The sequence below is a fragment of the Paenibacillus sp. FSL H7-0756 genome, assembly GCF_038006765.1.
GTDB lineage: Bacteria > Bacillota > Bacilli > Paenibacillales > Paenibacillaceae > Paenibacillus_AQ.
Map to the genome: position 1 here is coordinate 125,409 of NZ_JBBOVT010000002.1, position 24,587 is coordinate 149,995.

28 protein-coding genes are annotated in these 24,587 nt (G+C 51.1%); all 28 read left to right on the top strand.

Translation table 11 applies throughout. From position 1 onward, the window contains the following. Positions 1-13 precede the first annotated feature (13 nt). The 28 genes from hslV (at position 14) to NST04_RS17360 (ending at position 24,565) form a co-directional block, all read left to right on the top strand. Positions 14-556: an ATP-dependent protease subunit HslV gene (gene hslV / locus NST04_RS17225; protein ID WP_341147949.1), complete on the top strand. Its 543-nt coding sequence runs from the start codon at positions 14-16 to the stop codon at positions 554-556. 33 nt (positions 557-589) lie between these two features. Continuing rightward, a complete protein-coding gene (gene hslU, locus NST04_RS17230; RefSeq protein WP_036724651.1) occupies positions 590-1,990 on the top strand; it encodes an ATP-dependent protease ATPase subunit HslU in 1,401 nt (466 codons plus the stop codon). A gap of 376 nt (positions 1,991-2,366) precedes the next feature. Further along, on the top strand, positions 2,367-2,774 hold the full coding sequence (gene flgB, locus NST04_RS17235; RefSeq protein ID WP_341185365.1) for a flagellar basal body rod protein FlgB: 408 nt from the start codon (positions 2,367-2,369) through the stop codon (positions 2,772-2,774). A gap of 6 nt (positions 2,775-2,780) precedes the next feature. Further along, positions 2,781-3,227, top strand: coding sequence for a flagellar basal body rod protein FlgC (gene flgC / locus NST04_RS17240; protein ID WP_341185366.1), 447 nt, complete (start codon positions 2,781-2,783; stop codon positions 3,225-3,227). Between the two features lie 29 nt (positions 3,228-3,256). Further along, positions 3,257-3,565 carry a flagellar hook-basal body complex protein FliE gene (gene fliE / locus NST04_RS17245; protein WP_036724654.1) on the top strand — a complete coding sequence of 103 codons (309 nt, stop codon included), beginning with the start codon at positions 3,257-3,259 and terminating at the stop codon, positions 3,563-3,565. Positions 3,566-3,599: 34 nt separating this feature from the next. Beyond that, the gene (gene fliF, locus NST04_RS17250; RefSeq protein ID WP_341185367.1) at positions 3,600-5,189 is read left to right on the top strand and encodes a flagellar basal-body MS-ring/collar protein FliF; all 1,590 of its coding nucleotides are present in this window, start codon (positions 3,600-3,602) and stop codon (positions 5,187-5,189) included. A 4-nt stretch (positions 5,190-5,193) separates the two neighbouring features. Continuing rightward, positions 5,194-6,210, top strand: a complete 1,017-nt coding sequence (fliG, locus tag NST04_RS17255) for a flagellar motor switch protein FliG (protein ID WP_036692485.1) — start codon at positions 5,194-5,196, stop codon at positions 6,208-6,210. After that, complete coding sequence (locus NST04_RS17260; protein WP_341186781.1) at positions 6,203-7,051, top strand: FliH/SctL family protein; 849 nt, start codon at positions 6,203-6,205, stop codon at positions 7,049-7,051. The genes fliG and NST04_RS17260 overlap by 8 nt, the downstream gene beginning before the upstream one ends. Then, positions 7,044-8,357: a flagellar protein export ATPase FliI gene (fliI, locus tag NST04_RS17265; RefSeq protein ID WP_036692488.1), complete on the top strand. Its 1,314-nt coding sequence runs from the start codon at positions 7,044-7,046 to the stop codon at positions 8,355-8,357. The genes NST04_RS17260 and fliI overlap by 8 nt, the downstream gene beginning before the upstream one ends. Positions 8,358-8,363: 6 nt before the next feature. Next, a complete protein-coding gene (fliJ, locus tag NST04_RS17270) occupies positions 8,364-8,807 on the top strand; it encodes a flagellar export protein FliJ (RefSeq protein ID WP_341185368.1) in 444 nt (147 codons plus the stop codon). Positions 8,808-8,825: 18 nt separating this feature from the next. After that, complete coding sequence (locus NST04_RS17275; protein WP_341185369.1) at positions 8,826-9,770, top strand: MotE family protein; 945 nt, start codon at positions 8,826-8,828, stop codon at positions 9,768-9,770. Positions 9,771-9,792: 22 nt separating this feature from the next. Continuing rightward, a complete protein-coding gene (locus NST04_RS17280) occupies positions 9,793-11,268 on the top strand; it encodes a flagellar hook-length control protein FliK (RefSeq protein WP_341185370.1) in 1,476 nt (491 codons plus the stop codon). Positions 11,269-11,295: 27 nt separating this feature from the next. Beyond that, the gene (locus tag NST04_RS17285; RefSeq protein ID WP_341185371.1) at positions 11,296-11,832 is read left to right on the top strand and encodes a flagellar hook capping FlgD N-terminal domain-containing protein; all 537 of its coding nucleotides are present in this window, start codon (positions 11,296-11,298) and stop codon (positions 11,830-11,832) included. Beyond that, entirely contained in the window at positions 11,829-12,212 is a 384-nt protein-coding gene (locus tag NST04_RS17290) for a TIGR02530 family flagellar biosynthesis protein (protein ID WP_341185372.1), read from the top strand. Before NST04_RS17285 ends, NST04_RS17290 begins: the two co-directional genes overlap by 4 nt. Before the next feature lie 125 nt (positions 12,213-12,337). Then, entirely contained in the window at positions 12,338-13,156 is an 819-nt protein-coding gene (gene flgG, locus NST04_RS17295; RefSeq protein ID WP_341185373.1) for a flagellar basal body rod protein FlgG, read from the top strand. A 113-nt stretch (positions 13,157-13,269) separates the two neighbouring features. Next, positions 13,270-13,494: a flagellar FlbD family protein gene (locus NST04_RS17300; protein WP_036724671.1), complete on the top strand. Its 225-nt coding sequence runs from the start codon at positions 13,270-13,272 to the stop codon at positions 13,492-13,494. After that, entirely contained in the window at positions 13,491-13,958 is a 468-nt protein-coding gene (locus tag NST04_RS17305; protein WP_036724673.1) for a flagellar basal body-associated FliL family protein, read from the top strand. Before NST04_RS17300 ends, NST04_RS17305 begins: the two co-directional genes overlap by 4 nt. A gap of 39 nt (positions 13,959-13,997) precedes the next feature. Continuing rightward, on the top strand, positions 13,998-14,996 hold the full coding sequence (gene fliM, locus NST04_RS17310) for a flagellar motor switch protein FliM (RefSeq protein ID WP_036692509.1): 999 nt from the start codon (positions 13,998-14,000) through the stop codon (positions 14,994-14,996). Continuing rightward, positions 14,986-16,320, top strand: coding sequence for a flagellar motor switch phosphatase FliY (fliY, locus tag NST04_RS17315; protein ID WP_341185374.1), 1,335 nt, complete (start codon positions 14,986-14,988; stop codon positions 16,318-16,320). The genes fliM and fliY overlap by 11 nt, the downstream gene beginning before the upstream one ends. Positions 16,321-16,346: 26 nt before the next feature. Beyond that, positions 16,347-16,712: a response regulator gene (locus tag NST04_RS17320; protein ID WP_036692515.1), complete on the top strand. Its 366-nt coding sequence runs from the start codon at positions 16,347-16,349 to the stop codon at positions 16,710-16,712. 9 nt (positions 16,713-16,721) lie between these two features. Next, entirely contained in the window at positions 16,722-17,252 is a 531-nt protein-coding gene (locus NST04_RS17325; protein ID WP_341185375.1) for a flagellar biosynthetic protein FliO, read from the top strand. Continuing rightward, positions 17,249-18,013, top strand: a complete 765-nt coding sequence (gene fliP, locus NST04_RS17330; RefSeq protein WP_341022677.1) for a flagellar type III secretion system pore protein FliP — start codon at positions 17,249-17,251, stop codon at positions 18,011-18,013. Before NST04_RS17325 ends, fliP begins: the two co-directional genes overlap by 4 nt. A 22-nt stretch (positions 18,014-18,035) precedes the next feature. Further along, positions 18,036-18,305, top strand: coding sequence for a flagellar biosynthesis protein FliQ (gene fliQ / locus NST04_RS17335; RefSeq protein WP_036692523.1), 270 nt, complete (start codon positions 18,036-18,038; stop codon positions 18,303-18,305). A gap of 4 nt (positions 18,306-18,309) precedes the next feature. Continuing rightward, positions 18,310-19,101, top strand: coding sequence for a flagellar biosynthetic protein FliR (gene fliR / locus NST04_RS17340; RefSeq protein ID WP_036692526.1), 792 nt, complete (start codon positions 18,310-18,312; stop codon positions 19,099-19,101). 22 nt (positions 19,102-19,123) lie between these two features. Next, positions 19,124-20,218 (top strand): flagellar biosynthesis protein FlhB, encoded by a 1,095-nt coding sequence (gene flhB, locus NST04_RS17345; protein ID WP_083677977.1) that lies wholly within the window; start codon positions 19,124-19,126, stop codon positions 20,216-20,218. Positions 20,219-20,238: 20 nt separating this feature from the next. Continuing rightward, positions 20,239-22,272: a flagellar biosynthesis protein FlhA gene (gene flhA / locus NST04_RS17350; protein WP_036692533.1), complete on the top strand. Its 2,034-nt coding sequence runs from the start codon at positions 20,239-20,241 to the stop codon at positions 22,270-22,272. Beyond that, the gene (gene flhF / locus NST04_RS17355) at positions 22,269-23,687 is read left to right on the top strand and encodes a flagellar biosynthesis protein FlhF (protein ID WP_341185376.1); all 1,419 of its coding nucleotides are present in this window, start codon (positions 22,269-22,271) and stop codon (positions 23,685-23,687) included. The genes flhA and flhF overlap by 4 nt, the downstream gene beginning before the upstream one ends. After that, the gene (locus NST04_RS17360; RefSeq protein WP_341185377.1) at positions 23,684-24,565 is read left to right on the top strand and encodes a MinD/ParA family protein; all 882 of its coding nucleotides are present in this window, start codon (positions 23,684-23,686) and stop codon (positions 24,563-24,565) included. The genes flhF and NST04_RS17360 overlap by 4 nt, the downstream gene beginning before the upstream one ends. Positions 24,566-24,587 lie beyond the last annotated feature (22 nt).

Sequence of the window (24,587 nt, forward strand, 5' to 3'; positions counted from 1 at the left end):
GAGGGTGCCCATCATGTTACCCAGCTTTCATGCAACTACGATTTGTGCGGTAAGACATAACGGCCATGCGGCGATTGCCGGTGACGGCCAGGTTACATTCGGAGAGAGTGTCATTATGAAGACAACGGCCAAGAAAGTCCGCCGCCTGTACAGAGGCCAGGTCATTGCCGGGTTCGCAGGCTCCGTGGCTGATGCAATTACACTGTTCGAGAAGTTCGAGGGCAAGCTTGAGGAGCATCACGGCAATCTGCAGCGGGCGGCGGTGGAGCTGGCCAAGGATTGGCGTCAGGACCGTATTCTGCGCAAGCTGGAGGCCCTCATGATCGTAATGGATAAGGAAGGCATGCTGCTGATCTCCGGCAACGGTGAAATTATCGAGCCGGATGATGATGTGCTGGCGATCGGCTCCGGCGGGAACTTTGCGCTGGCTTCCGGGCGGGCACTTAAGCGCCATGCTCCGCAGCTCGGTGCCGGTGACATTGCCAGAGAAGCGCTGCAAATTGCCTCCGAGATCTGTGTATATACCAATTCCAATATTATTGTCGAAGAGCTATAGGCAAGGTGCCATATATAAAGGGAGGAAGTCACAATGGTGAATCAATCGCTTACGCCACGCCAGATCGTAACAGAGCTTGACAAATATATCGTAGGTCAAAAGCAGGCCAAGAAATCAGTGGCCGTTGCCCTCCGCAACCGGTATCGGCGCAGTCTGTTGTCCGAGGAGCTGCGGGATGAGGTTGTGCCGAAGAATATTCTGATGATTGGACCTACCGGTGTAGGTAAAACAGAGATTGCCCGGCGTCTGGCTAAGCTTGTTAATGCCCCGTTTATCAAAGTAGAGGCTACCAAATTTACGGAAGTCGGCTACGTGGGGCGCGATGTGGAGTCTATGGTCCGTGATCTGGTGGAGACCTCTATCCGTATGGTGAAGCTGGAGCGCACCGAAAAGGTGAAGGACCGCGCAGAAGAGCTGGCGAATGACCGGATTGTGGCAATACTGGTTCCGTCCTCCTCGAAGGGCAAATCGCAGCGCAATCCGTTTGAGATGATTTTTGGCGGAAACAACGGCGGGGCGGAAGAATCCAAGGAAGAGCCGGAGGACGGAAGCCTGAGCGAACGCCGCAGAGGGATCAAGTTCAAGCTGCTTGCCGGCCAGTTAGAGGATGACGTCATTGAGATTGATGTCGAGGACACGACGCCTTCCATGATGGATATGTTCGCGGGCCAGGGCAACGACCAGATGGGCATGAATATGCAGGAGATGTTCGGTAACCTGCTGCCGAAGCGTACGAAGAAGCGCAAGCTGCCGATCCGTGAGGCCCGCAAGGTACTGATCCAGGATGAAGCGGCCAAGCTGATCGACACAGACGACATGATTCAGGAATCCGTAGCCCGCGCAGAGCAATCCGGGATTATTTTCATCGATGAGATCGATAAGGTAGCCAGCCAAGGCAAGGGCTCAGGTCCCGATGTATCCCGCGAAGGCGTGCAGCGTGATATTCTGCCCATCGTCGAGGGATCGACTGTCATGACCAAATACGGGCCTGTGAAGACAGACTACGTGCTGTTCATCGCTGCAGGCGCTTTTCATATCGCCAAGCCTTCAGATCTGATCCCTGAGCTTCAGGGACGTTTCCCGATCCGTGTGGAGCTGAGCAGTCTTACACTTGAGGACTTTGTATCTATTCTTACGGAGCCTGAGAACGCACTTACGAAACAGTATGTCCATTTACTGCAGACAGAGAACATTGAAATCCAGTTCCAGAAGGAAGCCATTCAGGAAATTGCCAAGATCGCGGCCTCCGTGAATCAGAATATGGAGAACATCGGAGCGCGGCGTCTTCATACGATCCTGGAAAAGCTGTTGGAGGATCTATCGTTCGAGGCACCTGAGCTGACGCTGGATACAATGGTCATCACGCCGGAGTATGTTCGCGAAAAACTGGCAGGAATCGCGCAGGACCGCGACTTAAGCCAATATATCCTCTAAGCTGACAGAGCCACAAAATCTTCAATATAGGTAATTAGAATTAAGGTTATATAAATTTGATTCTAAATTCATGCATTAAAAGTTAAAAAAATCTATAATAAAGCAAAAAATGTAATAAAAAAGGAAAATAATTGTAAAAACATGCTTTAAGCCCTCTCTTTTCTGAAAAGATAGGGCTTATTTCTTATTGTAATAATATACAAATTCTAAGAGAATCAATGTATGTGAGATTGACATAAGAATCATTCCTCGACATGGTTCGACTTTAAGGCGAATATGTTGTGAAAAAAATGACTTTATTTGTCGAAAATAAGCAGGGATTTGAACAAAGTTGTGGAATTCTTTTCATTATGATAGGTTTGGAAGGGGGATTACTATGGGTTTGCTGAACAGTGTCAGTTTTCAAAGATTACAAGGAGGCCTAGATGCCGCCACCAAACGACAAAGTGTTCTGGCTAATAATGTAGCAAATAATGATACACCAAATTTTAAACGTTCAGATGTTAGCTTTGAGAGCTTCCTGAGAGATCAGGAGAGCGGACTTAAACCTACACTGGGTGCGAAGGTATCAGACTCCCGTCATTTCCGCTTCGGGACAGTGACCGGCATGCCGGCCGCTGTAGTCAGTACCGATGAGACTACATCTATGAATAACAACGGCAATAATGTGGATATGGATCGTGAACAGGCGCTGAGCGCCGAGAACCAGCTGAGATACAACTCCTATGTAGAACAGCTGAACAGTCAGATCACAATGATGCGTACAGTTGTACAGGGAGGGTAATAAATAATGAACTTTGGCAACAGCTTTGGTATTAGCGCCTCGGCTTTAACCGCCCAGCGACTGCGGATGGATGTGATCTCCTCCAATATCGCCAACGCCGAGACCACTCGGGCCTCCGTGGTAGACGGCAAAGCCGTACCTTACCGCCGTAAGCTCACAGTTCTGGAGACTACCCAGGCTGACAGCTTCGCGAATATACTCGGCTCCAAGATGAGCGGCGGCAATGATGGCGTCAAGGTGAAGTCGATTATTGAGGATTCTTCTCCGCTGAAGCCGGTATATAATCCGAGCCATCCTGATGCAGACGCTGACGGTTATGTCTATATGCCGAATGTGGATGTGACCAAGGAAATGGTGGACATGCTGTCTGCCTCCCGTTCTTACGAAGCGAATGTTACGATGCTGAATGCATCCAAATCGATGGTGACCAAGGCGCTTGAAATTGGCCGTTAGAATGAATTGACTGTCTAGGGGGAGAAGAATTGATACAGAATTTATTGATCGGGAACCAGGCGGTTCAGCCTCTCGCTATGAAATCCGTAGCTGCAGAATCATCAGCCGTGCAAGAGCCGGGACAGAGCTTCGGTTCATATCTGGAGAATGCGCTTAACCAGGTAGCAGATCAGGAACAGCAGGCGAAAGACATGAGTAACAAATTTGTACTGGGAGAGGTCAACATTGATGAGGCTATGATTTCGTCCCAACAGGCATTGCTGAGTTTGCAGTTGACTACACAAGTCCGGAACAAAGTGATTGAAGCCTATCAGGAAATTATGAGAACTCAAATCTAAATAATCCTAGCTACGTTTCGGATGGGGTGACACTGTGAATGAAAGATTGGCCCAGTACCGGGAGAAGATAACCCAGTATTGGAACAGATTCAGCGGTAAACAGAAGATAATGTTTTTCTCCACTCTGTTTATTATCATTATAGTAATCGTAGTTACAACTATGCAGTTATCGAAGGTTGAATATGAGGTTGCTTTTCAGGACCTGGACAGTACCGATTCAGCGGGAGTTATGAGTTACTTGGATACATCAGGGGTGTCTTACCGTTTAAGCCCGGATGGCAAAAGCATCTCCGTTCCCAGCACGGATGCTGCACGTATCAAGATAGCTGTTGGTTCTCAGGGGATCGTTCAGCAGGGCTCGATCGGGTACAAGGTATTCAATGAATCCTCGTCCATGATCGGGACTACAGACAGTGAATTCAATGTTAAATACAACAATGCGCTTAATGGTGAAGTAGAACAGCTGATGAGAAGGATGCAGGGGATTAAAGACGCCAAGGTTCTCATTACCCTGCCGAAGGAGACGGTATTCGCCTCACAAGAGGATCAGGAGAAAGCGCAGGCTTCCGTGGTGATGAGCTTTGATCCGGGATTCAGACCTTCTCAGGAGAATATTGACGGCTACTTCAATCTGGTGAAGACTGCTGTTCCGAATCTTCCCATCGACAACATTACGATCACTAACAACGAGGTGGAGCTGAAACCCACGGCCAAGGGCGGCCAGGCGGGGATCGCAAGCCAAGTTGAAGAGAACTTCGCCCTCAAGAAGAAATTCGAAGATGATGTGAAGCGAGATGTGAAGCAATTCCTGAGTACCCTCACAGGTCCCGATAAGGTTGATGTTCTGGTGTTCTCCAAGCTTAATTTCGATAAGGAGAACAGAAAGGAAGATGTCGTAGTACCGGTGGATGCTGAGAATATGAAGGGGATTGAGATCAGCTCGCAGATTATCAGCAAAACATTCTCGGGCCAAGGGAACACTTCCGGAGGAGTCGCAGGTACAGGATCTGAAGATGTTGCAGGTTATCCTGCGGGGGCTGACACAGGTGCTTCTTCTTCTGAGGAATCATCGGAGACAAGGAACTATGAAGTTACTAGAATCACTAAAGATATTATCGCAAGTCCATATACTGTAAAAGATTTAACCATAAATGTCGCGGTTGAACCACCTGCAGGACAAACAACTTTGGACGATGCTACCTCAGGAGCCATCCAGAACATTCTGGTCAACATTGTCCGCGCGTCCCTGGCAGATTCAGGTATTACTTATACAGACGCCGACCTGACCAAAAAAGTTTCGGTATTCTCACAACAATTTGGAGGTGCCGCTGCCGAGAATACAACCGGCGGACTGGCAACCTGGATGATCTGGGCGATCGGTGCTGCTGCTCTGCTCGTCGGTGCAGGCGGAGGTTATCTAATCTACCGCAGCCGCAAGAACAAGCAGGAGGAAGAGGTGGAAGAAGATATTCCGCTGCAGGTTCCTACCGAGTTCCCTTCAATTAATATGGATAGCGTGACGAATGAAAGTCAGGTCCGCAAGCAGCTGGAAAGTCTGGCGAAGAAGAAGCCGGATGAATTCGTAAATCTGCTCCGCACTTGGCTTGCTGAAGAACAGAGGTGAAGAAATGGCAAAAGCTAGCCAGCAGGGACTCAGCGGCCGTCAAAAGGCGGCGATCCTGCTTATCACACTAGGGCCTGAAGTATCGGCACAAATATTCAAGCATCTGCGGGATGAGGAAATCGAACAGCTGACGCTGGAGATTGCGAATGTACGCAAAGTGGACAGCGGCGAAAAAGAGTCGATCATGTCCGAATTCCATCAGATCTGTCTCGCCCAGGAATATATCTCGCAGGGCGGTATCAATTACGCCAAGGAGATTCTCGAGAAAGCTCTCGGTTCAGCCAAGGCGCTCGAAGTTATCAACCGCCTGACAGCAACGCTGCAGGTAAGGCCTTTCGATTTTGCCCGCAAGGCAGATCCGAACCAGATTCTCAACTTCATTCAGAACGAGAATGTACAGACGATTGCCCTTGTACTCTCTTATCTGCAATTTGAACAGGCGGCCTCCATTCTGTCTTCCCTGCCTCAGGAGAAGCAGGCGGAGGTAGCCAGAAGAATAGCGATCATGGACAGCACCTCTCCAGAGGTGGTAACACAGATCGAACGTGTCCTGGAACAGAAGCTGTCTGCTACAGTAACCCAGGATTATACGAACGCAGGCGGTATCGAATCGATTGTACAGATTCTGAACGGCGTAGACCGCGGTACAGAGCGTACTATTCTCGATTCCCTGGAAATTCAGGACCCGGAGCTGGCCGAGGAAATCAAGAAGCGGATGTTCGTCTTCGAGGATATCGTCAATGTCGACAACCGCTCGATTCAACGGATTATCAAGGATATCGACAACGCGGACTTGCAGCTTGCGCTCAAGGTGGCCAGCGAGGAAGTGCGGGATGTTATCTTCCGCAATATGTCCAAGCGTATGGCCGAGACCTTCCGCGAGGAAATGGAGTATATGGGGCCCGTGCGGCTGCGTGATGTGGAAGAAGCACAGACCCGCATCGTAGGCACGATCCGCAGACTCGAAGAGTCTGGTGAAATTATCATCGCCCGTGGCGGAGGAGATGACATTATTGTCTAAGCTGATCAAACATTCTCAATATATTCCGGTAGATGTGCTGAAGCGTCTTGAACAGGCCAGGCATCATGCAGGTCTGACTGAAGAGCCGGCTCCAGAAGAGCCTCCGGGTGAAGTCCACTACCAGGACCCCGCCAGGGAGGCAGCGGAGCAGTCACGCAAGCAAATGCTGAAGGATGCTCAGGAGTTCGCGGAGAGTCAAGTCCGCAGCGCCTCCGAGGAAGCGGAGAATATTGTGGAATCAGCGCGGACTGAAGCTGAAAAATGGTGGCGTGAGCGCAGGGAACAGGATGAGCTGCTGATCGAAGCCGTCAAATCCGAGGGCTATCAGCAGGGGTACCAGGAAGGTCTGGCTCAAGCAGAGCAGGAGATGTCCCGGCGTCTCGCCGAGATGATGGAAGAAGCGCGGACCGTGCTTCAGGAAGCCTACCGGGCAAGAGATGTAATTATTCAGGAGGCGGAACCCTTCCTTGTGGAGCTGAGCTGCGATATTGCTGAGAAAATCGTGGACAAGCAGCTAACCATAGAACCGCAATTTGCAATGGATCTGATCCGTAAGAATCTGGCCCGCAAACGCGAGCAGGGGCTGATCTCACTCTGTGTCTCTCCTGCACAGTTTGCTTTTGTCAATGCAGCCCGGGAAGAACTCTCGCTTGCGGTGGACTCACAGGCTGAGCTGCAGATTCTCCCGGATTCAACGGTCAGAGATCTGGGGTGTGTGATCCGGTCTTCCTTCGGCAGCATCGATGCCCGTGTCGATACCCAGCTTGCCGAAATCAAAAAAGAACTGCTAAGAATCGCTCTGGACTCGGATGAACACAGAAATGGGGACGACGATGCTTGACAGCAGAAGATACAAAGATCAGCTGCGTAACTTCGATCCGGTAAGGATTAACGGCAAGGTTACACAGGTTATCGGGCTGATGGTGGAGTCGGAAGGGCCTGACGCCAGCATCGGTGATGTCTGTTATATCTATCCTGCCAAAGGAAGTAAGCCGCTCCAGGCAGAGGTTGTAGGATTCCGCGATAACAAGGTGCTGCTAATGCCGCTTGGCGAACTGCAGGCTATCGGACCTGGCTGTGATGTGGTGGGCACCGGCAAGCCGCTGAGCGTTCAAGTCGGCTCGGAGCTGCTCGGGAAGGTACTTGACGGACTGGGACAGCCGCTGGACGGTTCTCTGATACCGGCCAGAATGCCGCATAGCTCCACCTTCAACATTCCATCCAATCCGCTTAACCGCCCGCGGGTTGCCGAACCGATCAGTATTGGAGTCCGGGCTATAGATGGACTGCTGACGATCGGAAAGGGGCAGCGTGTAGGGATTTTTGCCGGCTCGGGTGTGGGGAAGAGTACTCTGATGGGCATGATTGCCCGCAACACCTCGGCAGATGTCAATGTGATTGCGCTGATCGGTGAACGGGGCAGAGAGGTGCTTGATTTCATTGAGCGGGATCTGGGACCCGAAGGTCTACAGCGTTCGGTGGTCATTGTGGCCACTTCCGATCAGCCTGCGCTGATCCGGATCAAGGGGGCGCTGATCGCTACTACAATTGCCGAGTACTTCCGCGACCGTGGTCTGAATGTCATGCTGATGATGGACTCGGTAACACGTTATGCGATGGCCCAGCGTGAGGTAGGGCTGGCAGTCGGCGAGCCGCCGGCGATGAGAGGGTACACACCTTCTGTATTCGCCAGTCTGCCTAAGCTGCTGGAACGGGCCGGGACGGGTCCAACGGGCTCAATCACCGCGTTCTACACGGTGCTGGTTGACGGTGATGATATGAACGAGCCGATAGCAGATGCTGTACGCGGTATTCTGGACGGACATATTGTTCTGAACCGGAATATAGCCAACAAAGGACATTTTCCGGCGATTGACGTTCTCGCCAGCATCAGCCGGGTGATGAAGGATATCGCCCCGGAGGAGCAGATTGCTGCAGCCGAGAATGTGAAGCGCCTGATGGCCGTATATAAGGATTCCGAGGATCTGATTAACATCGGGGCCTACCAGCGGGGCTCGAACGCGCAAATCGATGAGTCGATGCATTACATCGACAGCATCTGGGATTTCACCAAACAAAAGGTCAACGAGAAGGTAACCCTTAGCGAAGTGCAGCAGACTTTAATTTCACAGTTCTCGAGGAGTTGATTGATCATGAGATTCCATTATACTTTTCAAAAAGTGGTGGACTTGAAGGGTAACGAAAAAACACAGGCAGAGTGGATGCTCTCAAGCGCACTCGGAGAACTGCAGGCACAGGAAAAAAGCCTTGATGAATTAATCGGCCAGCGCAGTATGCTGATGTTGTCCCTGCAAAGTGCAGCACAGCAGAAGACACCGATGGCTAAGCTTCGCGAAATGCAGGATTACGTGGATTATCTCGACAAATGCATTGCCCGCAAGCATTCTGACATTAGCCGGGCACATGTTGAGGTTCAGAATAAGCAGGATCATCTGAGTACGAAGGTTCTGGATGAGAAGGTATGGCTCAAAGCTAAAGACAAAGCACAAACCGCATTTCTGCAGAATATGAGTTTACGGGAACAAAACGAACTGGATGAGATGGCTACCGTCCGCTTCGCGATGAAATCCCTCTAACCCGGGAGGTTTCCGCTAGTGGCAAATAATCAGATGGAATTTGAAGATGAAGGGTCGGCAGGCAAATTAGAGCGTTTCTTGTTCTTGATGATTCCAATCATTTTCACGCTTGTACTGCTTGGGGTATTGTTGACCCTATTTAATATGGATATCCGCAATAACGTGCTGGCGATTGCCAACAAAATTCCTATTATAGAAAAATGGGTGCCTGATCCGCCGGCGGACCCGGCAGCGCCGGGTGATGCCGCAGAGAAGCCAGCAGAGAGCAAAGAACAGGCTGCCAGCTCTGCTAGCACGATTAAAGAACTCAAAGCTCAGCTTGCTGCTGGGGAGGAGAAGCTGAAAAAGGCGGAGGAAGACAAGGCAGCGGAGGTCACCAAGGCAGAAGCGCTTCAAAAGCAGGTGGATGAGTTAAAGACCGCTGCTGAAACGGCCGCAGCCCCCGAAGAGGAGGAAGATCCTTATCTGAAGAAGGTGACGGATCTGGCCAAGCTGTATGCCGGGATGAAGGCCTCCAAAGCGGCACCGATTATGGAGAATTTGACTACCGAAGAGATGGTTCAAATCTTCAGTGTGATGAATAATGCCAGCAAATCGGCCATCCTGGAAAAAATGGATGCCAAGAAAGCGGCAGATGTCTCCATAAAGCTAAAAGAAACCACAAATTCAACCGATATGGCTATTGCAGCCCTGCAATCCCGGCTAAAGCAGGAGACGGGTACGGTAACTCCCAAGCCTTCAGCTAATCTGGATCAGGAGAAGCTAGGCCAGACCTTCACCAGCATGCCCGCTGCGGATGCAGCAGTCCTGCTCGGTTCCATGTACAGCCTTAGTCCGGATAAGGTCATCACTGTGCTGAATACAGTGAGTGACTCGGTCCGCTCCTCCATTCTGGGGGAAATGACCAAGAAAGACAGCAAGCAGACAGCCAAAATCGTCAACCGTCTGATGGGCGGAAAATAAACCTTGAAGGGAGGTGAAAAAGATGAGTATTATTCTACAAACCTTAACCGCAGGCAATCTGGCTGCTTCAGGCGGAACAACGCCGGGAACTACCGGAACGGTTAATCCGGCGACGCCATTTGCCCAGACGCTTGTGCAGAGCATGGTAGGAGTTACGGCTGTCAAAGGCACTGAGACTCCAGTAGCCGGTAATTTGGCTTCATTATTACAAGGACTTCTGAGTGCTGTTCAGGCTAAGGGAGAAGAGGCAGGCAGTACAGATGTCAAGCAAACGAATCTGCTGGAAGGTCTGGTGCAGGATATAGAGAAGCTGGACACCAGTCTGGAAGCTGATCCGGCGCTAATCGCAGCGCTTCAAGGCTGGCTGCTTCAAGTATCTGCTCTTGTGTCCGGTAATCCCTCTACAGGGTCGCAGGATGCTGGATCGACTGCTTCTGAAGCTTCAACAGGCTTGTCACCGCTTGCTCAGAACCCAGAAACCCTGCGCTTTGCCGTTCAGGATGAAGTGAACAGCCTGGTTCAACTGGTTCAGACGGCAGCTGTTAGCGGCGATCAGGAGACTGCTGTCAAAGGAGCGGCACTTCTGAATCAATTCTCGGCTATTATGGCGGAGAGTGCGCCTGTTAATCACAAGTCTATGGCTAACAAGGCTCCAGCAGTTGTTGATACTCCAGCGGTGCCGCTTAAGCAGGCCACGGGAAGCGAGCCGAAGGTGGAAATGTATAGCAAGGCAGATTTGGCAACGGATGTCCGCAGATTACTGGGGGCTTCAGCCAGCACTCGTTCCATGTTGGATGCAGCAGCTGCGGCTGGCAATTCCGAAACGGTAACTGCACCTGAGGGTTCCACTCCTGTTGCCACAGTATTGACTTCCGCAATGAAGGAGACAGTGCATGCCGAAGATCCTTTGCTCGCTGGCGAAGGGACGACTAAGGAGCCGGAGGTTGTAACGGCCGGCCAATTATCCCTGCGGCACGGAATTACTGCACCGCTCAAGGCGGAAGCCGCGCCAGTGCCAGTCCAGCAATTCGCCGAGGAGATGAATACCTTCATCAGCGGTAAGCTTGAGATTGTCAAGAAGGGTGGAGTAGCTGAAGCTACGATCACCTTGTTCCCGGAGAATCTTGGACAAGTTGATGTGAAGATTACCATGCAAAACGGAAATCTGGTGGCACAGTTCATGACCCAGCATGCCGGAACCAAGGATATGCTTGAGCAGCAGATGAGCCAGCTTCGTATGGCCTTACAGTCCCAGGGGCTTCAGGTAGAGCGCCTCGAAGTGACGCAGAACAACAACTCTCCTCAGTCACAGTGGACCGGAGGGCAGGGCCAGCAGACAGGCGCAGGCGGACAGCAGCAAGGCAGACGTTCACGGGAACGCCAGGAAGAATCGGCAGATGCTGTGCTTGCCGCAGAGCTTAATGGAGAATGGAAGGATTGGGTGTCAGCAGCTCAGCAGGACAGTAACCAGAGCGGCGGATTCTCAACCAAGATTTGATGAACAGAACAAGCGAGGTGAAATGATATGGCAACGAATCCCGTGTCTAACAGCAACCAATGGAATTATGTAGCGGATGATAAAACACCCAAGACCACAGGCACCTCTACACTGGGCAAGGATCAGTTCTTGAAAATACTGATTACCCAGCTGCAGAATCAGGATCCGATGCAGCCGATGGAGGATAAGGAATTCATCGCCCAGATGGCTCAATTCTCATCCGTAGAGCAGCTTATGAACATATCCACCCAGCTTACAGCGCTGAATCAGTCCCTTGGCTCTGTATCCGGATTGATCGGGAAGGATATCACCTGGACGGATGCCGAGACGAAATTGCCTAAATCCGGCAATGTTGAATCGATTGTAGTCAGCAGCGGTGTGCAATACGCAGTGGTAGGCAAGGAGCGGATTGCTCTAACGGATATTATGCAAATCCAGAATGCCGGCACTACACCTCCGCCAGGTAGCGAGACACCAGCGCCCAGTGAGACTCCGGCAAGCAACGAGTCTCCGGCAAGCAGTACACCTCCAGCAGGTGGCGGGGAGAGCGGGGAGACAACATGAGCGACAGAATAACCATCGGCCAGTTGTATCCGGCAGCGGTTCATCCTTCCGCTCTGCAGCGTCAGCAATCTGTTAAGGGTTCGGTAGGTCCTGAAGCGTCGTTCGAGAGCGTACTGCAGAAGAATATGCTGAAGTTCAGCAACCATGCAGCCAAACGCCTGGAGCAGCGGGGAATCGAGCTTGGCAGCCGCCAACTGGATCAGATCTCCTCTGCGGTAGACAAAGCAGCCGCTAAGGGCAGCAAAGAATCTCTGATTCTTATGAAGGATATGGCATTGATTGTAAGTGTAAAGAACAGGACAGTTGTTACTGCGATGGACGGCAACTCAATGAAAGACAATGTATTCACACAGATAGACAGTGCAGTAATTATATCTTGATATCGGCTGGTCCTTACTGGAGAGCCGACAGTGGCTGCCGACCGACTGACGCGGCCACCGTTCCAGCTGCATCTTTTTAAATTCTTAAGAGTCAGAAGACTCTATAACCGGGAGGACGATTATTAATGTTAAGATCTATGTACTCAGGGGTTTCAGGTATGCGCGGATTTCAGACGAAGCTCGATGTCATTGGTAACAATATTGCGAATGTTAACACCATCGGCTTCAAGTCAGGACGCGTGATGTTCAAGGATATCATGAGCCAGACCGTTTCAGGTGTTACAGCACCGGTTGATGGCGGACAAGGCGGTGTCAATGCCAAGCAGATCGGTCTTGGGGTGTCCATCGGTTCTGTCGACACCATGCATACAGCTGGGAGTGCGATGACTACCAATAATCCTACAGATCTGCGGATCGACGGAGACGGGTTCTTTCTGGTGAAGCTCACGGGTGACCAGGATGTACCGTTCCTGACCCGCGCCGGAGATTTCCATGTGGATGCCAGCCGGAATCTGATTACATCGGATGGTTTACATGTCGTTGACTCCGGAGGCGAAGTCATTCAGCTCGCTGACGATGTTACGGCATTCTCCATCTCCAGTGACGGAACAATTGTGCAGACGATGGCAGACGGCACAACGACAGCTGGCGTTCAGATCGGTATGGGTAAAGTCAGCAATCCCCAGGGGCTTGAGAAGATCGGCGGCAACCTGTACCGTATGTCCTTAAATGCAAATGCTGAAGGCGCTCTGGAACCGACAACTGCCAATGATGCAGAAGTAGGGACAGGCACCATCGTTGCCGGCCAGCTGGAAATGTCCAATGTGGATCTGACCGGCGAGTTCACGGAAATGATTGTTACCCAGCGTGGATTCCAGGCGAATTCGCGGATTATCACCACTTCCGATGAAGTATTGCAGGAAGTGGTTAATCTGAAGCGTTAAGCTTGAACCATAATATGTAACTTGCTGAATAATAACGTTTTGCCTGCAAGCGGAAATGTTATTGCAGTCGTGGGGGAGGAACTCCTCCCCCTATTTAGGTTAGGAGGCCTGTCATGATTTCGGTAACAAGATTGAACGGGGCGGGGATGTGGCTGAATGCCCTGCTGGTTGAAATGGTTGAGGAATCACCGGACACGTACATTACGCTGGTAACCGGCAAAAGGCTGATCGTGCTTGAAAAGGCCGATGAAGTCATTAGCAAGATCAAGGAATATAACAGGGACATAGGCACACACGCTGCCACCATTAAAGTCCAGTCAATGGAGGAGCTTTCATGAAAAAGATGCTGCCATGGCTCATCACGATATTGCTGGCCGTTACACTTATCGTAGTCGCTGCATTCTTGCTGATGGACAGGTTTTTCCCAAGTGACGGGAATGAAGTGAACAAGGCTGTTCAGAACGTGGAGACGAAGAAGATGACTGCTGATGAAATTGTTAAGATGACGGCCGAAATCCAGGATATCAAAACTAATCTCGCCGATCCCGATTACATCCTTTCAGTTGACATCGCGCTTCAATTAGATTCGGCGGCGTCCAAGGAAGAATTCGAAAAAATAAAATCGATTAAAATAACACCGCTGATTATCAAAGCGATTGCCGATGCCAAACCCGAGGAGCTGAATGGGGCCAGCGGCAAAGATCAGTTCAGCAGCAAACTGGTGAACATCATTAATAAAAACCTGACAGAAGGTTCGATTACCCAGATTGAATTCACCAAATTCATAATGGCACCAATGTAGCTGCAGGCGGGTCTATTCTTTGATAGGGGGGTGATTGAATTGGTTGATGTACTATCACAAAACGAAATTGATGCTCTGCTTGCTGCACTTTCATCCGGTGAAATGGATGCCGACGAACTTAAAAAAGAAGAAACCACTAAAAAGATCCGCTCCTATGATTTCAAACGGGCCGTACGCTTCTCCAAAGATCATATCCGCAGCTTAACCCGGATTCATGATAACTTTGCCCGCTATCTTACAACGTACTTTTCGGCCCAGTTGCGCACCTTCGTGCAGATCAATGTCGTTCAAGTAGAGCAGCTCCCTTATGACGAGTTTATCCGCTCCATTCCCAAAATGACGATATTGAATATTTTTGAGGCCGAGCCGCTGGAGGGCCGGATGGTGATGGAGGTGCATCCGAATATTGCTTTTGCCATGCTGGACCGTCTGCTTGGCGGCTTCGGAACAGCACCCTCCAAAATCAATGCGTTAACTGAAATCGAAACGACTATTATGGAGAGGATTTTCAGCAGATGCTTTGAAAGTCTGCAGGAAGCCTGGAAGACGGTGCTTGATATCCATCCCCGGATGGAGGCGCTGGAAACGAATCCGCAGTTTATGCAGATTGTATCGCCCAATGAAACGATTGCCCTGATCTCCCTCAGTACCAAAATAGGAGACACGACGGGGATGATCAACCTCTGTATTCCGCACGTTGTGCTGGAGCCGATTATGTCAAGGCTCTCGGTGCACCAGTGGTTTGTCTCCGAGAAAAAGGTGCGGGATGAGGTAGAGCTCGAGGCCATCCGGGCCAGAGTTCACCGGGCGCAGCTTCCAATCGTGGCTGAGCTGGGCGAATCGAATTTATCCATTGCTGAATTTCTCGGGCTCAGCATCGGCGACGTGATTTCTCTTAACAAGACGGTGGATTCCGGTCTGTCGATTAAGGTGGGAGACAAGCTGAAATTCATTGGAAGTCCGGGGATGATCAAAGAACGTGTGGCTGTGCAAATAGACGAGATTGTCAGCGAAGGGGTTGAAGAGTTTGACGAGTAAAGATTATTTGTCCCAGGAAGAGATAGATGCTCTTCTTAGACAGTCTGCGGAAGGCAATTTGGCTCCTTCACCGAAGACCGTGGATGATTACTTAACACCTTTTGAACAGGATGCACTGGGAGAGATCGGCAATATCACCTTCGGAAGTGCGGCAACCGCACTCTCTACCCTGCTGGGTAAGAAGGTTGACATTACTACCCCTAAGGTATCCATTATTACACGCGGAGAGTTCGAGGAAGCTTTCCCCAAACCTCATGTAGCTGTTCACGTACAGTATGTCGACGGTTTCCAGGGCATCAATTCTCTGGTTATCAAGATCAGGGATGCGCAGGTCATTGCCGACTTGATGCTCGGCGGGGAAGGAGATCCCAAAGACGAGGAACTGAACGAAATTCATATCAGTGCTGTGCAGGAAGCGATGAACCAGATGATGGGCTCGTCCGCTACCTCAATGTCAACGATCTTCAACAGATTCGTCAACATTTCTCCGCCAGGCATTGACATTCTTAACATGTCTAGCGGAGAAGGTGTAGGCAGTCTGCCGGATGATGAGACTCTAATCCAGATTTCCTTCCGCCTCAAGATCGGCGATCTGATTGATTCCACCATCATGCAGCTGCTGCCTGTACAATTCGCCAAGGATATGGTGACCATGCTGCTTGGCGATGTCAGCCAGGCTGACCAGGAAGCGGCCGTCTCCTCTGCGGAAGCAACGCCGACTCCGCCTCCGGCAGCCGCACCAGCGCCTGCACCGGAACCACCGCAGGCGCCGCCTACAGCTCAGCAGCAGATGCCTGCGCCGGAGGCGGGAGGGTACCCGCCGCAATATCCGCCGCAGGGTCAGGGAATGCCGCCTTATCCGGGAATGCCGGAAGGGGGATATTATTATCCTCCGGCAGGGATGCCGGCTTATGGGATGCAGGGCATGCCGCCTTACGGAATGCCGCCGCAAGGCACGCCCTACCCGCAGGCTCAGCCGCAGAATCCGGCACAGGGCCGTAATGTAAATGTACAGCCTGTGCAATTTGCGAATCTGAGTGCAGGGGCTTTTGGCAATATTGACGAAAATAATTTAAATTTATTGATGGACATACCACTGAAGGTAACCGTAGAATTAGGAAGGACCCAGAAGCAGATCAAAGATATTCTGGAAATGTCGCAAGGTTCAATTATTGAACTGGACAAGCTGGCAGGTGAGCCTGTTGACATTCTGGTTAACAACAAGCTCATTGCCAAGGGGGAAGTCGTAGTTATCGACGAAAACTTCGGTGTCCGCGTTACGGATATCGTCAGCCAGTGGGACCGTATACAAAAATTACAATAAGCATACTTAGGGAGGATTTTGTAAAAATGGCTAACCGAATTCTAATCGTGGACGATGCAGCATTTATGAGAATGATGATCCGGGACATTTTGTCGAAGAACGGATTTGAGGTAGTGGGTGAAGCCCAGGACGGTTCACAGGCTATAGAGAAATTTAAGGAACTGCGTCCGGATCTGATCACGATGGATATCACCATGCCTGAAATGGACGGAATCGCCGCCCTTAAGGAAATTAAAAAAGTAGATGCCAATGCCAAAGTCATTATGTGTTCAGCCATGGGTCAGCAGGCTATGGTTATTGATGCAATCCAGGCCGGTGCCAAGGACTTTATTGTGAAGCCTTTCCAGGCAGACCGTGTCATTGAAGCCATCAACAAAACGCTGGGTATATAGGAACGAGGTATGTTATTTGCTTCCGGAACGCTCGGAGACAGTAGTAATGCCCTGCTGAATTTATTAAAGGTTGTTTTTTTTCTGGCAGTCATTGTTATTCTTATCGTGCTGCTGATCCGTTTTCTGGGACGCCGCAATCAGACTCTGATGAGCGGCCGTTCCATCCGCACGCTGGGTGCGCTGGGGCTGGGTCCGAATAAGTCGATTCAGGTCATTGAGCTGGGCGGCAGCCTCTATCTGATCGGAGTAGGCGAGGACATCACCATGATGGACAAGATCACCGATCCGGCAGAGGTGGCGCTGATTATATCCGCCTTTGAAGACCAGGCCTCAGGAACGGACAACTTCATTTCACCGCTTATCGCCAAAATCAAGTCCAAGCTGCGCGGTGAGGTGCCGTCCCAGGAAATTGAGATTCATGAGACTTCGTCTTTCTATGAGACGCTGCAATCCAAGCTTGCCCTGGCGCCAGAGCGCAAGGAGAAGCTGGAGGAACTGCGCAGGGATGAGGATCTCAGGAAAGAGTCGGAGGATTTATGAAAAAAAAGCTGATTCTTTCTTTTCTGTTGCTTGGTATTTTCAGCGTGCTGCTCCTGCATCCGGTTCATGCTGACCCGATTCCTAATATCAATATCTCGGTGGGGGACAACGATGCTTCAAGCGGAGGGACGAGCTCCATCTCTATCCTGCTGCTGGTAACGGTGCTTAGCATTGCTCCTTCATTCCTGGTGCTGATGACCAGCTTCACGCGGATTGTGATCGTACTGGGGTTCGTGAGAACCTCACTGGGTACACAGCAGATGCCTCCGAACCAGGTGCTTGTAGGACTGGCTTTATTCTTAACCCTGTTCATTATGTCGCCGACGCTGGCAACTGTGAACGAGACGGCCTTACAGCCCTATATGAAGGGCACTCTGACCCAGAGCGAGGCACTGAACAAAGCGCAGGAGCCGATTAAGGAGTTTATGTTCAAGCAGACGAATACGAAGGACCTGCTGCTGTTCATGAACTATACCGGCAATAATGCTACAGTGAAGCCCGCCAGCTATAATGATATTCCTTTAACAGTAATGGTACCTGCTTTTGCAATCGGCGAGATGAAAAAGGCGTTTACCATGGGCTTTATGATTTTTATTCCTTTTCTTATTATTGATATTGTGGTGTCCAGCACACTGATGGCCATGGGGATGATGATGCTGCCGCCGGTAATGATATCTTTGCCTTTCAAAATTATGCTCTTTGTGCTGGTGGACGGCTGGTACCTAGTAGTCAAATCACTGCTGCTGAGTTTTAACACCTGACTTGTAAGAGGAGGTACATGGGATGAATGCGGAGTTTATTATCGGCCTGGCCGGCCAAGCCGTATATTTAGTGCTGGAGACCAGCGCCCCCATGCTGATTCTTGGTCTGGTGGTAGGACTGATCGTCAGTATTTTTCAAGCCACAACCCAGATTCAGGAGCAGACCCTGGCGTTTGTTCCCAAAATCGTTGCCGTACTGCTTGCTTTACTGCTGTTCGGTCCGTGGATTATAACGAAGCTGGTGGATTTCACCAGCCAAATTCTGGGCAGTCTCTATATGTATATCGGTTGAGTCTATGAATATAGAGACCCTGGTGCAAAGTTTTCCTGTCTTTCTGTTGATTTTTTGTCGAATTACCGCCTTTTTTGTTGTCGTTCCTGTCTTTTCGTCGCAAAGCGTGCCGACAACGTTCAAAATTGGTTTGTCTTTTTTTGTATCGATGGTCATCTTCAGCTCAGGCAGCATGAATATTACAGTTCCGCAGGATCTGGGGTTTATCCTCCTGATTATCAGGGAGGCATTAATCGGGCTGTTGCTTGGGTTTATCGCCTACCTGATGTTTATGACGATTCAGACTGCGGGCTCTTTTATCGATATTCAGATCGGGTTCGGGATTGCGAACGTCATTGACCCGATGACCGGGGCCTCGGCGCCGATTATCGGTAACTTCAAGTATATGATTGCGCTGCTGCTGTTCCTGAGCATGAATGGCCACCACTACCTGCTGGATGCTATTGTATACAGCTATAAATGGGTGCCGATCGATAATGATCTGTTCCTCAAAATGATCGGCGGAAGCTTGTCAGAGTTTCTGATCCGCACCTTTGCTCAATCCTTTATGCTGGCCTTTCAAATGTCGGCTCCGCTGGTTGCTGCACTGTTCCTGACGGATGTAGGCCTGGCCTTCCTGGCGAGAACGGCTCCGCAATATAATGTGTTTGTCATCGGTGTTCCGCTCAAAATCATTATCGGTCTGGCGCTGCTTCTTATACTGATGCCGGGGATGGCTGCGCTGTTCCAGAATCTCTTCGAGATTATGTTCGAGTCCATGCACAACTTGCTTGGCCTCATTGGGAAGAGTCCTTAGGCTACGGTAAGGAGAGATTGTCTTGGCAAAACAGGCAAGATACAAACTGAACCTTCAGCTGTTCGGGGGAGATAAGACAGAGAAAGCCACTCCAAAGAAACGGCAGGATGCCCGCAAGAAGGGGCAGGTTGCCAAAAGTGCTGAAATGTCAGGCGCAGTGGTCCTCTTCTCGGCGTTGCTGTCACTGAGCGTCTTCGGCGGCTTCATGAAAGAACGGTTTATCAAGCTCTACACAGATGTGTTCCAGAACCGGATGATGCTTGAGGTAACACCGGAGAATATCTCTACGCTGTTTAACCAGTACGGGCTGCAGATCCTCATTCTGCTCGCTCCGCTGCTGGGCATCACCTTCCTGCTGGCGCTCGTGGCTAATTTCGCACAGGTAGGCTTCATGGCTTCAGGCGAAGGAATTACGCCTAAGTTCAGCAAGATCAACCCCATCAAAGGCTTCAAAAATATTTTTTCCATGCGTTCCGTAGTAGAGTTCCTCAAATCTATCTTTAAGCTCATCCTGATTGCCTATCTGGTTTACAGTACGCTTTGGGGACAGAAGGAGAGTTTTGCACGCCTCTCGCATGTCGATGCGGAAGGGGCATACGCCTTCGTTGCGAAGCTGACCATGAGCCTGGGCATCAAGATTGCAGCGGCTCTTTTTATAATGGCTGTACTGGACTATATCTATCAGAAATACGAGCATGAGAAGAGTCTCAAGATGTCCAAGCAGGACATTAAGGATGAGTACAAAAAGATGGAGGGCGACCCCATCATCAAAGGCAAGATCAGGGAACGTCAGCGCAGAATGGCGATGCAGCGGATGATGCAGGAGGTCCCCAAGGCTGATGTTATCATCACGAACCCGACCCATTTTGCAGTCGCCCTGAAGTATGACGGTTCCACAATGGAGGCTCCTCAGATTATAGCCAAGGGCCAGGATTATGTGGCACTCCGCATCAGGGAACTGGCCAAGGAGCATGGTGTTGTAACGATGGAGAATAAGCCGCTGGCACGGGCATTGTTCCAGAGAGCGGAGATCGGTGATGTAGTGCCGGCCGATCTGTTCCAGGCAGTTGCCGAAGTGCTGGCCTATGTATATAAGCTTAAAGGCAAGAGGAGATAAGCCGGGGGAGGTTAAGGACATTGAAAGCTAAAGATCTAACAGTTCTACTGGGCATTATCGGTATTGTGCTTATGATGATTCTGCCCATCCCTGTCTGGCTTTTGGATGTACTGTTAATTGTCAATATCTCGATAGCCCTGACCATTATATTGGTCGCCATGAATACCAGAGATCCGTTGCAGTTCTCAATATTTCCTTCACTGCTCCTGATCACAACGCTGTTCCGCTTAGCGCTGAACCTGTCAACAACCAAGCTGATTCTGGCTGATGGCCATGCCGGGGAGGTCGTAGCGACCTTCGGAAGCTGGATTGCCAGGGGACAGATCGCTATCGGGTTCATTGTCTTTCTGATCCTGGTTGTGGTTCAGTTCATTGTTATCACCAAGGGTTCGGAGCGCGTGGCCGAGGTAGGCGCCCGCTTCACGCTGGATGCGATGCCCGGTAAGCAGATGAGTATTGACGCGGATCTGAATGCGGGGATGATAAATGAGCAGCAGGCACGGGAACGCCGCCGTAATGTCGAACGCGAGGCGGATTTCTTCGGAGCCATGGATGGTGCGAGTAAGTTCGTTAAAGGGGACGCCATTGCCAGTATCATCATCCTCATTATCAACCTGATCGGCGGCTTCATTATCGGTATGACCGTTCATGGTATGTCGTTCCAGACAGCACTCTCAACCTACTCTGTCCTGACTATCGGTGACGGTCTGGTCAGCCAGATTCCGGCCTTGCTGATCTCCACGGCTTCCGGTCTCATCGTTACCCGTGCGGCTTCGGAGGGCAATCTGGCCGAGGATCTGACCGGACAATTGCTGTCCTATCCGAAGCTTCTATACATAGTGGCTGCGACCATTGCGTTTCTGGGGTTCTTTACCCCGATTACGATTATGTCCACGCTTCCTTTGGCGGGGCTGATGGCTTATGCGGCTTACAGTATGGGACAGAAGGCAAGCAGGCAGCAGATTGCCGATGAACAACTGGTCGAGGAGAAGCAGATCGAAGAGGTACGCAGTCCCGAAAGTGTTATTAATCTGCTTACGGTGGACCCGATCGAATTCGAATTTGGTTATGGTCTGATTCCTTTGGCGGATACGGGACAGGGCGGCGATCTGCTCGACCGTATCATCATGATTCGACGGCAATGTGCGCTGGAGATGGGTCTAGTCGTGCCGGTTATTCGCATACGCGACAATATTCAACTAAAACCGAATGAATATGTCATCAAAATTAAAGGAAATAACGTTGGCGGCGGTGAATTATTACTTAATCACTATCTTGCCATGAGCCCTGGTTATGATGACGAGTCGATTAGCGGGATTGAGACTATTGAACCATCCTTCGGGCTGCCTGCCCTATGGATCGATGAGTCGGTGAAGGAGCGGGCTGAGTTATCCGGTTATACCGTGGTCGACCCGCCTTCCGTTGTAGCCACGCATTTGACCGAGCTGATCAAACGGTATGGACACGAATTGCTGGGCCGTCAGGAGACGAAGCAGCTGGTCGACAATCTCAGGGAGAATTACCCTGTACTGGTGGATGAACTGATTCCTTCCATTCTTGCTGTAGGGGATGTTCAGAAGGTGCTGGGCAAGCTGCTGCGGGAGAAAATATCCATCCGCGATCTCGTCACCATTTTCGAGACGCTTGCCGATTACGGCACGTATACCAAGGACCCGGATATTCTGACTGAATATGTGCGGCAATCCCTCTCCAGACAGATTACACAGCAGTTCTCTCAGACGGGAGAGACCCTGCGTGTCATTACCGTAGGTCCCGGACTTGAGAAAAAAATTTCCGAGAGCGTGCAGCAGACGGAGCAAGGCAGCTACTTGGCGCTTGATCCGGTCTCTACCCAAACCGTCTATCAGCGGCTTACGGAGCAGATCAACCGTCTCCTGCAATCCGGCCAGCAGCCGATTGTACTGACCTCTCCAACGATTCGCATGTATCTGCGCCAGGTGATTGAGCGGACCATGCAGGATATCCCGGTGCTGTCCTACAGCGAGCTGGAGCCAAACATTGAAATTCAAAGCGTCGGGGTGGTGAACTTATGAGAGTGAAGCGTTATGTGGTCGATACGATGCCTGACGCCATGCATTCGATCCGCAGCGAGCTTGGAAGCGATGCCGTTATTTTAAGCACCAAAGAAATAAAGGTTGGCGGATTCATGGGCATGTTCACGAAAAAGAAGATCGAGGTTGTAGCTGCTGTGGAGAACGGGGCAAAGGCGGCTGCGCAGGAGAAGATTCCTGCACCGCCAATGAACGTACCGCGAAATGCAGTGCCAGAGGCCTATCAGAAGGCTGCCTCAGCCGCTGCTCCTCCTCTCCCGCCGTCTGTGACGGTAAGGGAGGCGGCAGCCGCCAAGTCGTTTGCCGAGATTGCCGCAGCACTGGCTGATCCGCTGGAGCAGGGCGGAGGTGTCGCTGTGATGCCGCCTTTGACCAAGACTGATCCGCCGGATATGCGCACTGAGGATATTGCAGCAGGCCAGCCGTCTGTACCGCAGCCGGAGGAGAGCCGGAAGAAGCTTGGAGCCATCTATGAATCGCTTGCGGCAGAACAGCCTGAACCTGAGAGTGCCTCTGCGACTGAGAGTGATGTCCTGCGGGAGATCCGGGATATGAAGCAATGGATGGAACGTATCGCACGTTATTCCTCAGGGGCTGCCGAGCTGCCGGATGCGCTGGAATCCTTACGTAGCCGCCTGATTGACCAGGAGACTGACGCTGTTCTCGTAGAGGAATGGATCGGATACGTTCTGGAGCGTTACCGTGAGGAAGGAAGCAGCTGGGGACCGGAGCAATTCGAGGCTGTGCTTAGAGAGCAGATTGACGGTTTTCTGGCGGGACGAATTGCCGGCGGTATTGCCCCGGATACGCGGATTGTATATATTGCCGGGCCGACAGGGGTCGGCAAGACGACAACGATCGCCAAGCTGGCAGCGGAGCAGCTGTTCAAGCAAGGCCGTAAGGTTGGGCTGATTACCTCGGATACTTACCGGATATCGGCCGTTGAACAGCTTAGAACCTACGCCTCCATTCTCAACATGCCGCTGGAGGTTGTGCAATCGCCGGGTGATCTGCAGCGGGCGATGTTCCGGCTGGAGAGCTGTGATCTGGTGTTAATGGATACTGCCGGACGGAATTACCGCAATGAAATCCTGGTGGCTGAACTGCAGAGCCTGCTCGCCAAGGAGCTTAAGAGCGAGACCCTGCTGGTGCTGAGCCTGACCTCCAAGAGTCGTGACATGAAAAAGATTGCAGAGCACTTCGGCAGATACCAGCTGGACAAGGTAGTATTCACTAAGCTGGATGAAACGGGCAGCTATGGCCCGCTGTTCAATGTCTTGAATGATTACCCGCTGAAGCTCTCTTATATTACCAACGGACAAAATGTTCCGGATGATCTTCTTATGGCCACTGGGGAGCAGATTGGCGGCATGCTGCTGGGAACAGGGGGCGGGTGATGGACCAGGCGCAGGCATTAAGGCGGCTGGTCTCCAGCCAGGATACGAGGCAGGCTCCCGGAAGCGGTGCCTCCGCCCGGATCATCACAGTATGCAGCGGGAAGGGGGGCGTCGGGAAGTCGAATTTCACCCTTAACTTCGCGCTTGCGCTGAAGGCCATGGGCCGGAGAGTGCTTTTGTTCGATGCCGATATCGGCATGGCCAATATTGATGTCCTTATGGGAGTCTCCTCCAGATACAATCTGTACCACCTGCTCAAGCGGGAGGCGGAGATCGGACAGATCATTCAACTCGGACCGCAAGCGTTACCCTTCATTGCAGGGGGCTCCGGGATGGACGAGCTGTTCACACTCTCTGAGGCGGATCTGAACTACTTTACCACACAGATTGCAAGCATTGCCGATACCATGGATTTTATCCTGTTTGACACAGGGGCGGGGCTGTCCAAGGAAACGATGAAATTCATCACTTCTGCCGACGACTGCCTGGTGGTGACCACGCCCGAGCCTACCGCAATTACAGATGCGTATGCACTGATGAAGGTTGTTCATAATAGTCATCCGGAGGTCTCGTTCAGGCTGATTGTCAATCAGGCAGGGGATGAACGGGAGGCACGGGCCACCAGTGACAAAATTAGGATGGCAGCCAGCCGCTTCCTGCAGCTAGAGCTTCCCTTCCTCGGTTACATCAGCAGTGACCCGCATGTAGTACAGGCCGTTAAGAAACAAATTCCATTCTCAGTGGCTTTTCCGAACAGTATTGCAGCCAGGGATGTGCAGAGGCTTGCGCAGAGCTATCTGGCTGTGGATTCAGTAGAAACCGCTAAAGTACAAGGCATCAAGGGATTCATCAGCAAGTGGTTGAAACGAAACAGATAATTGTTCTGAATTTGAGGGACAG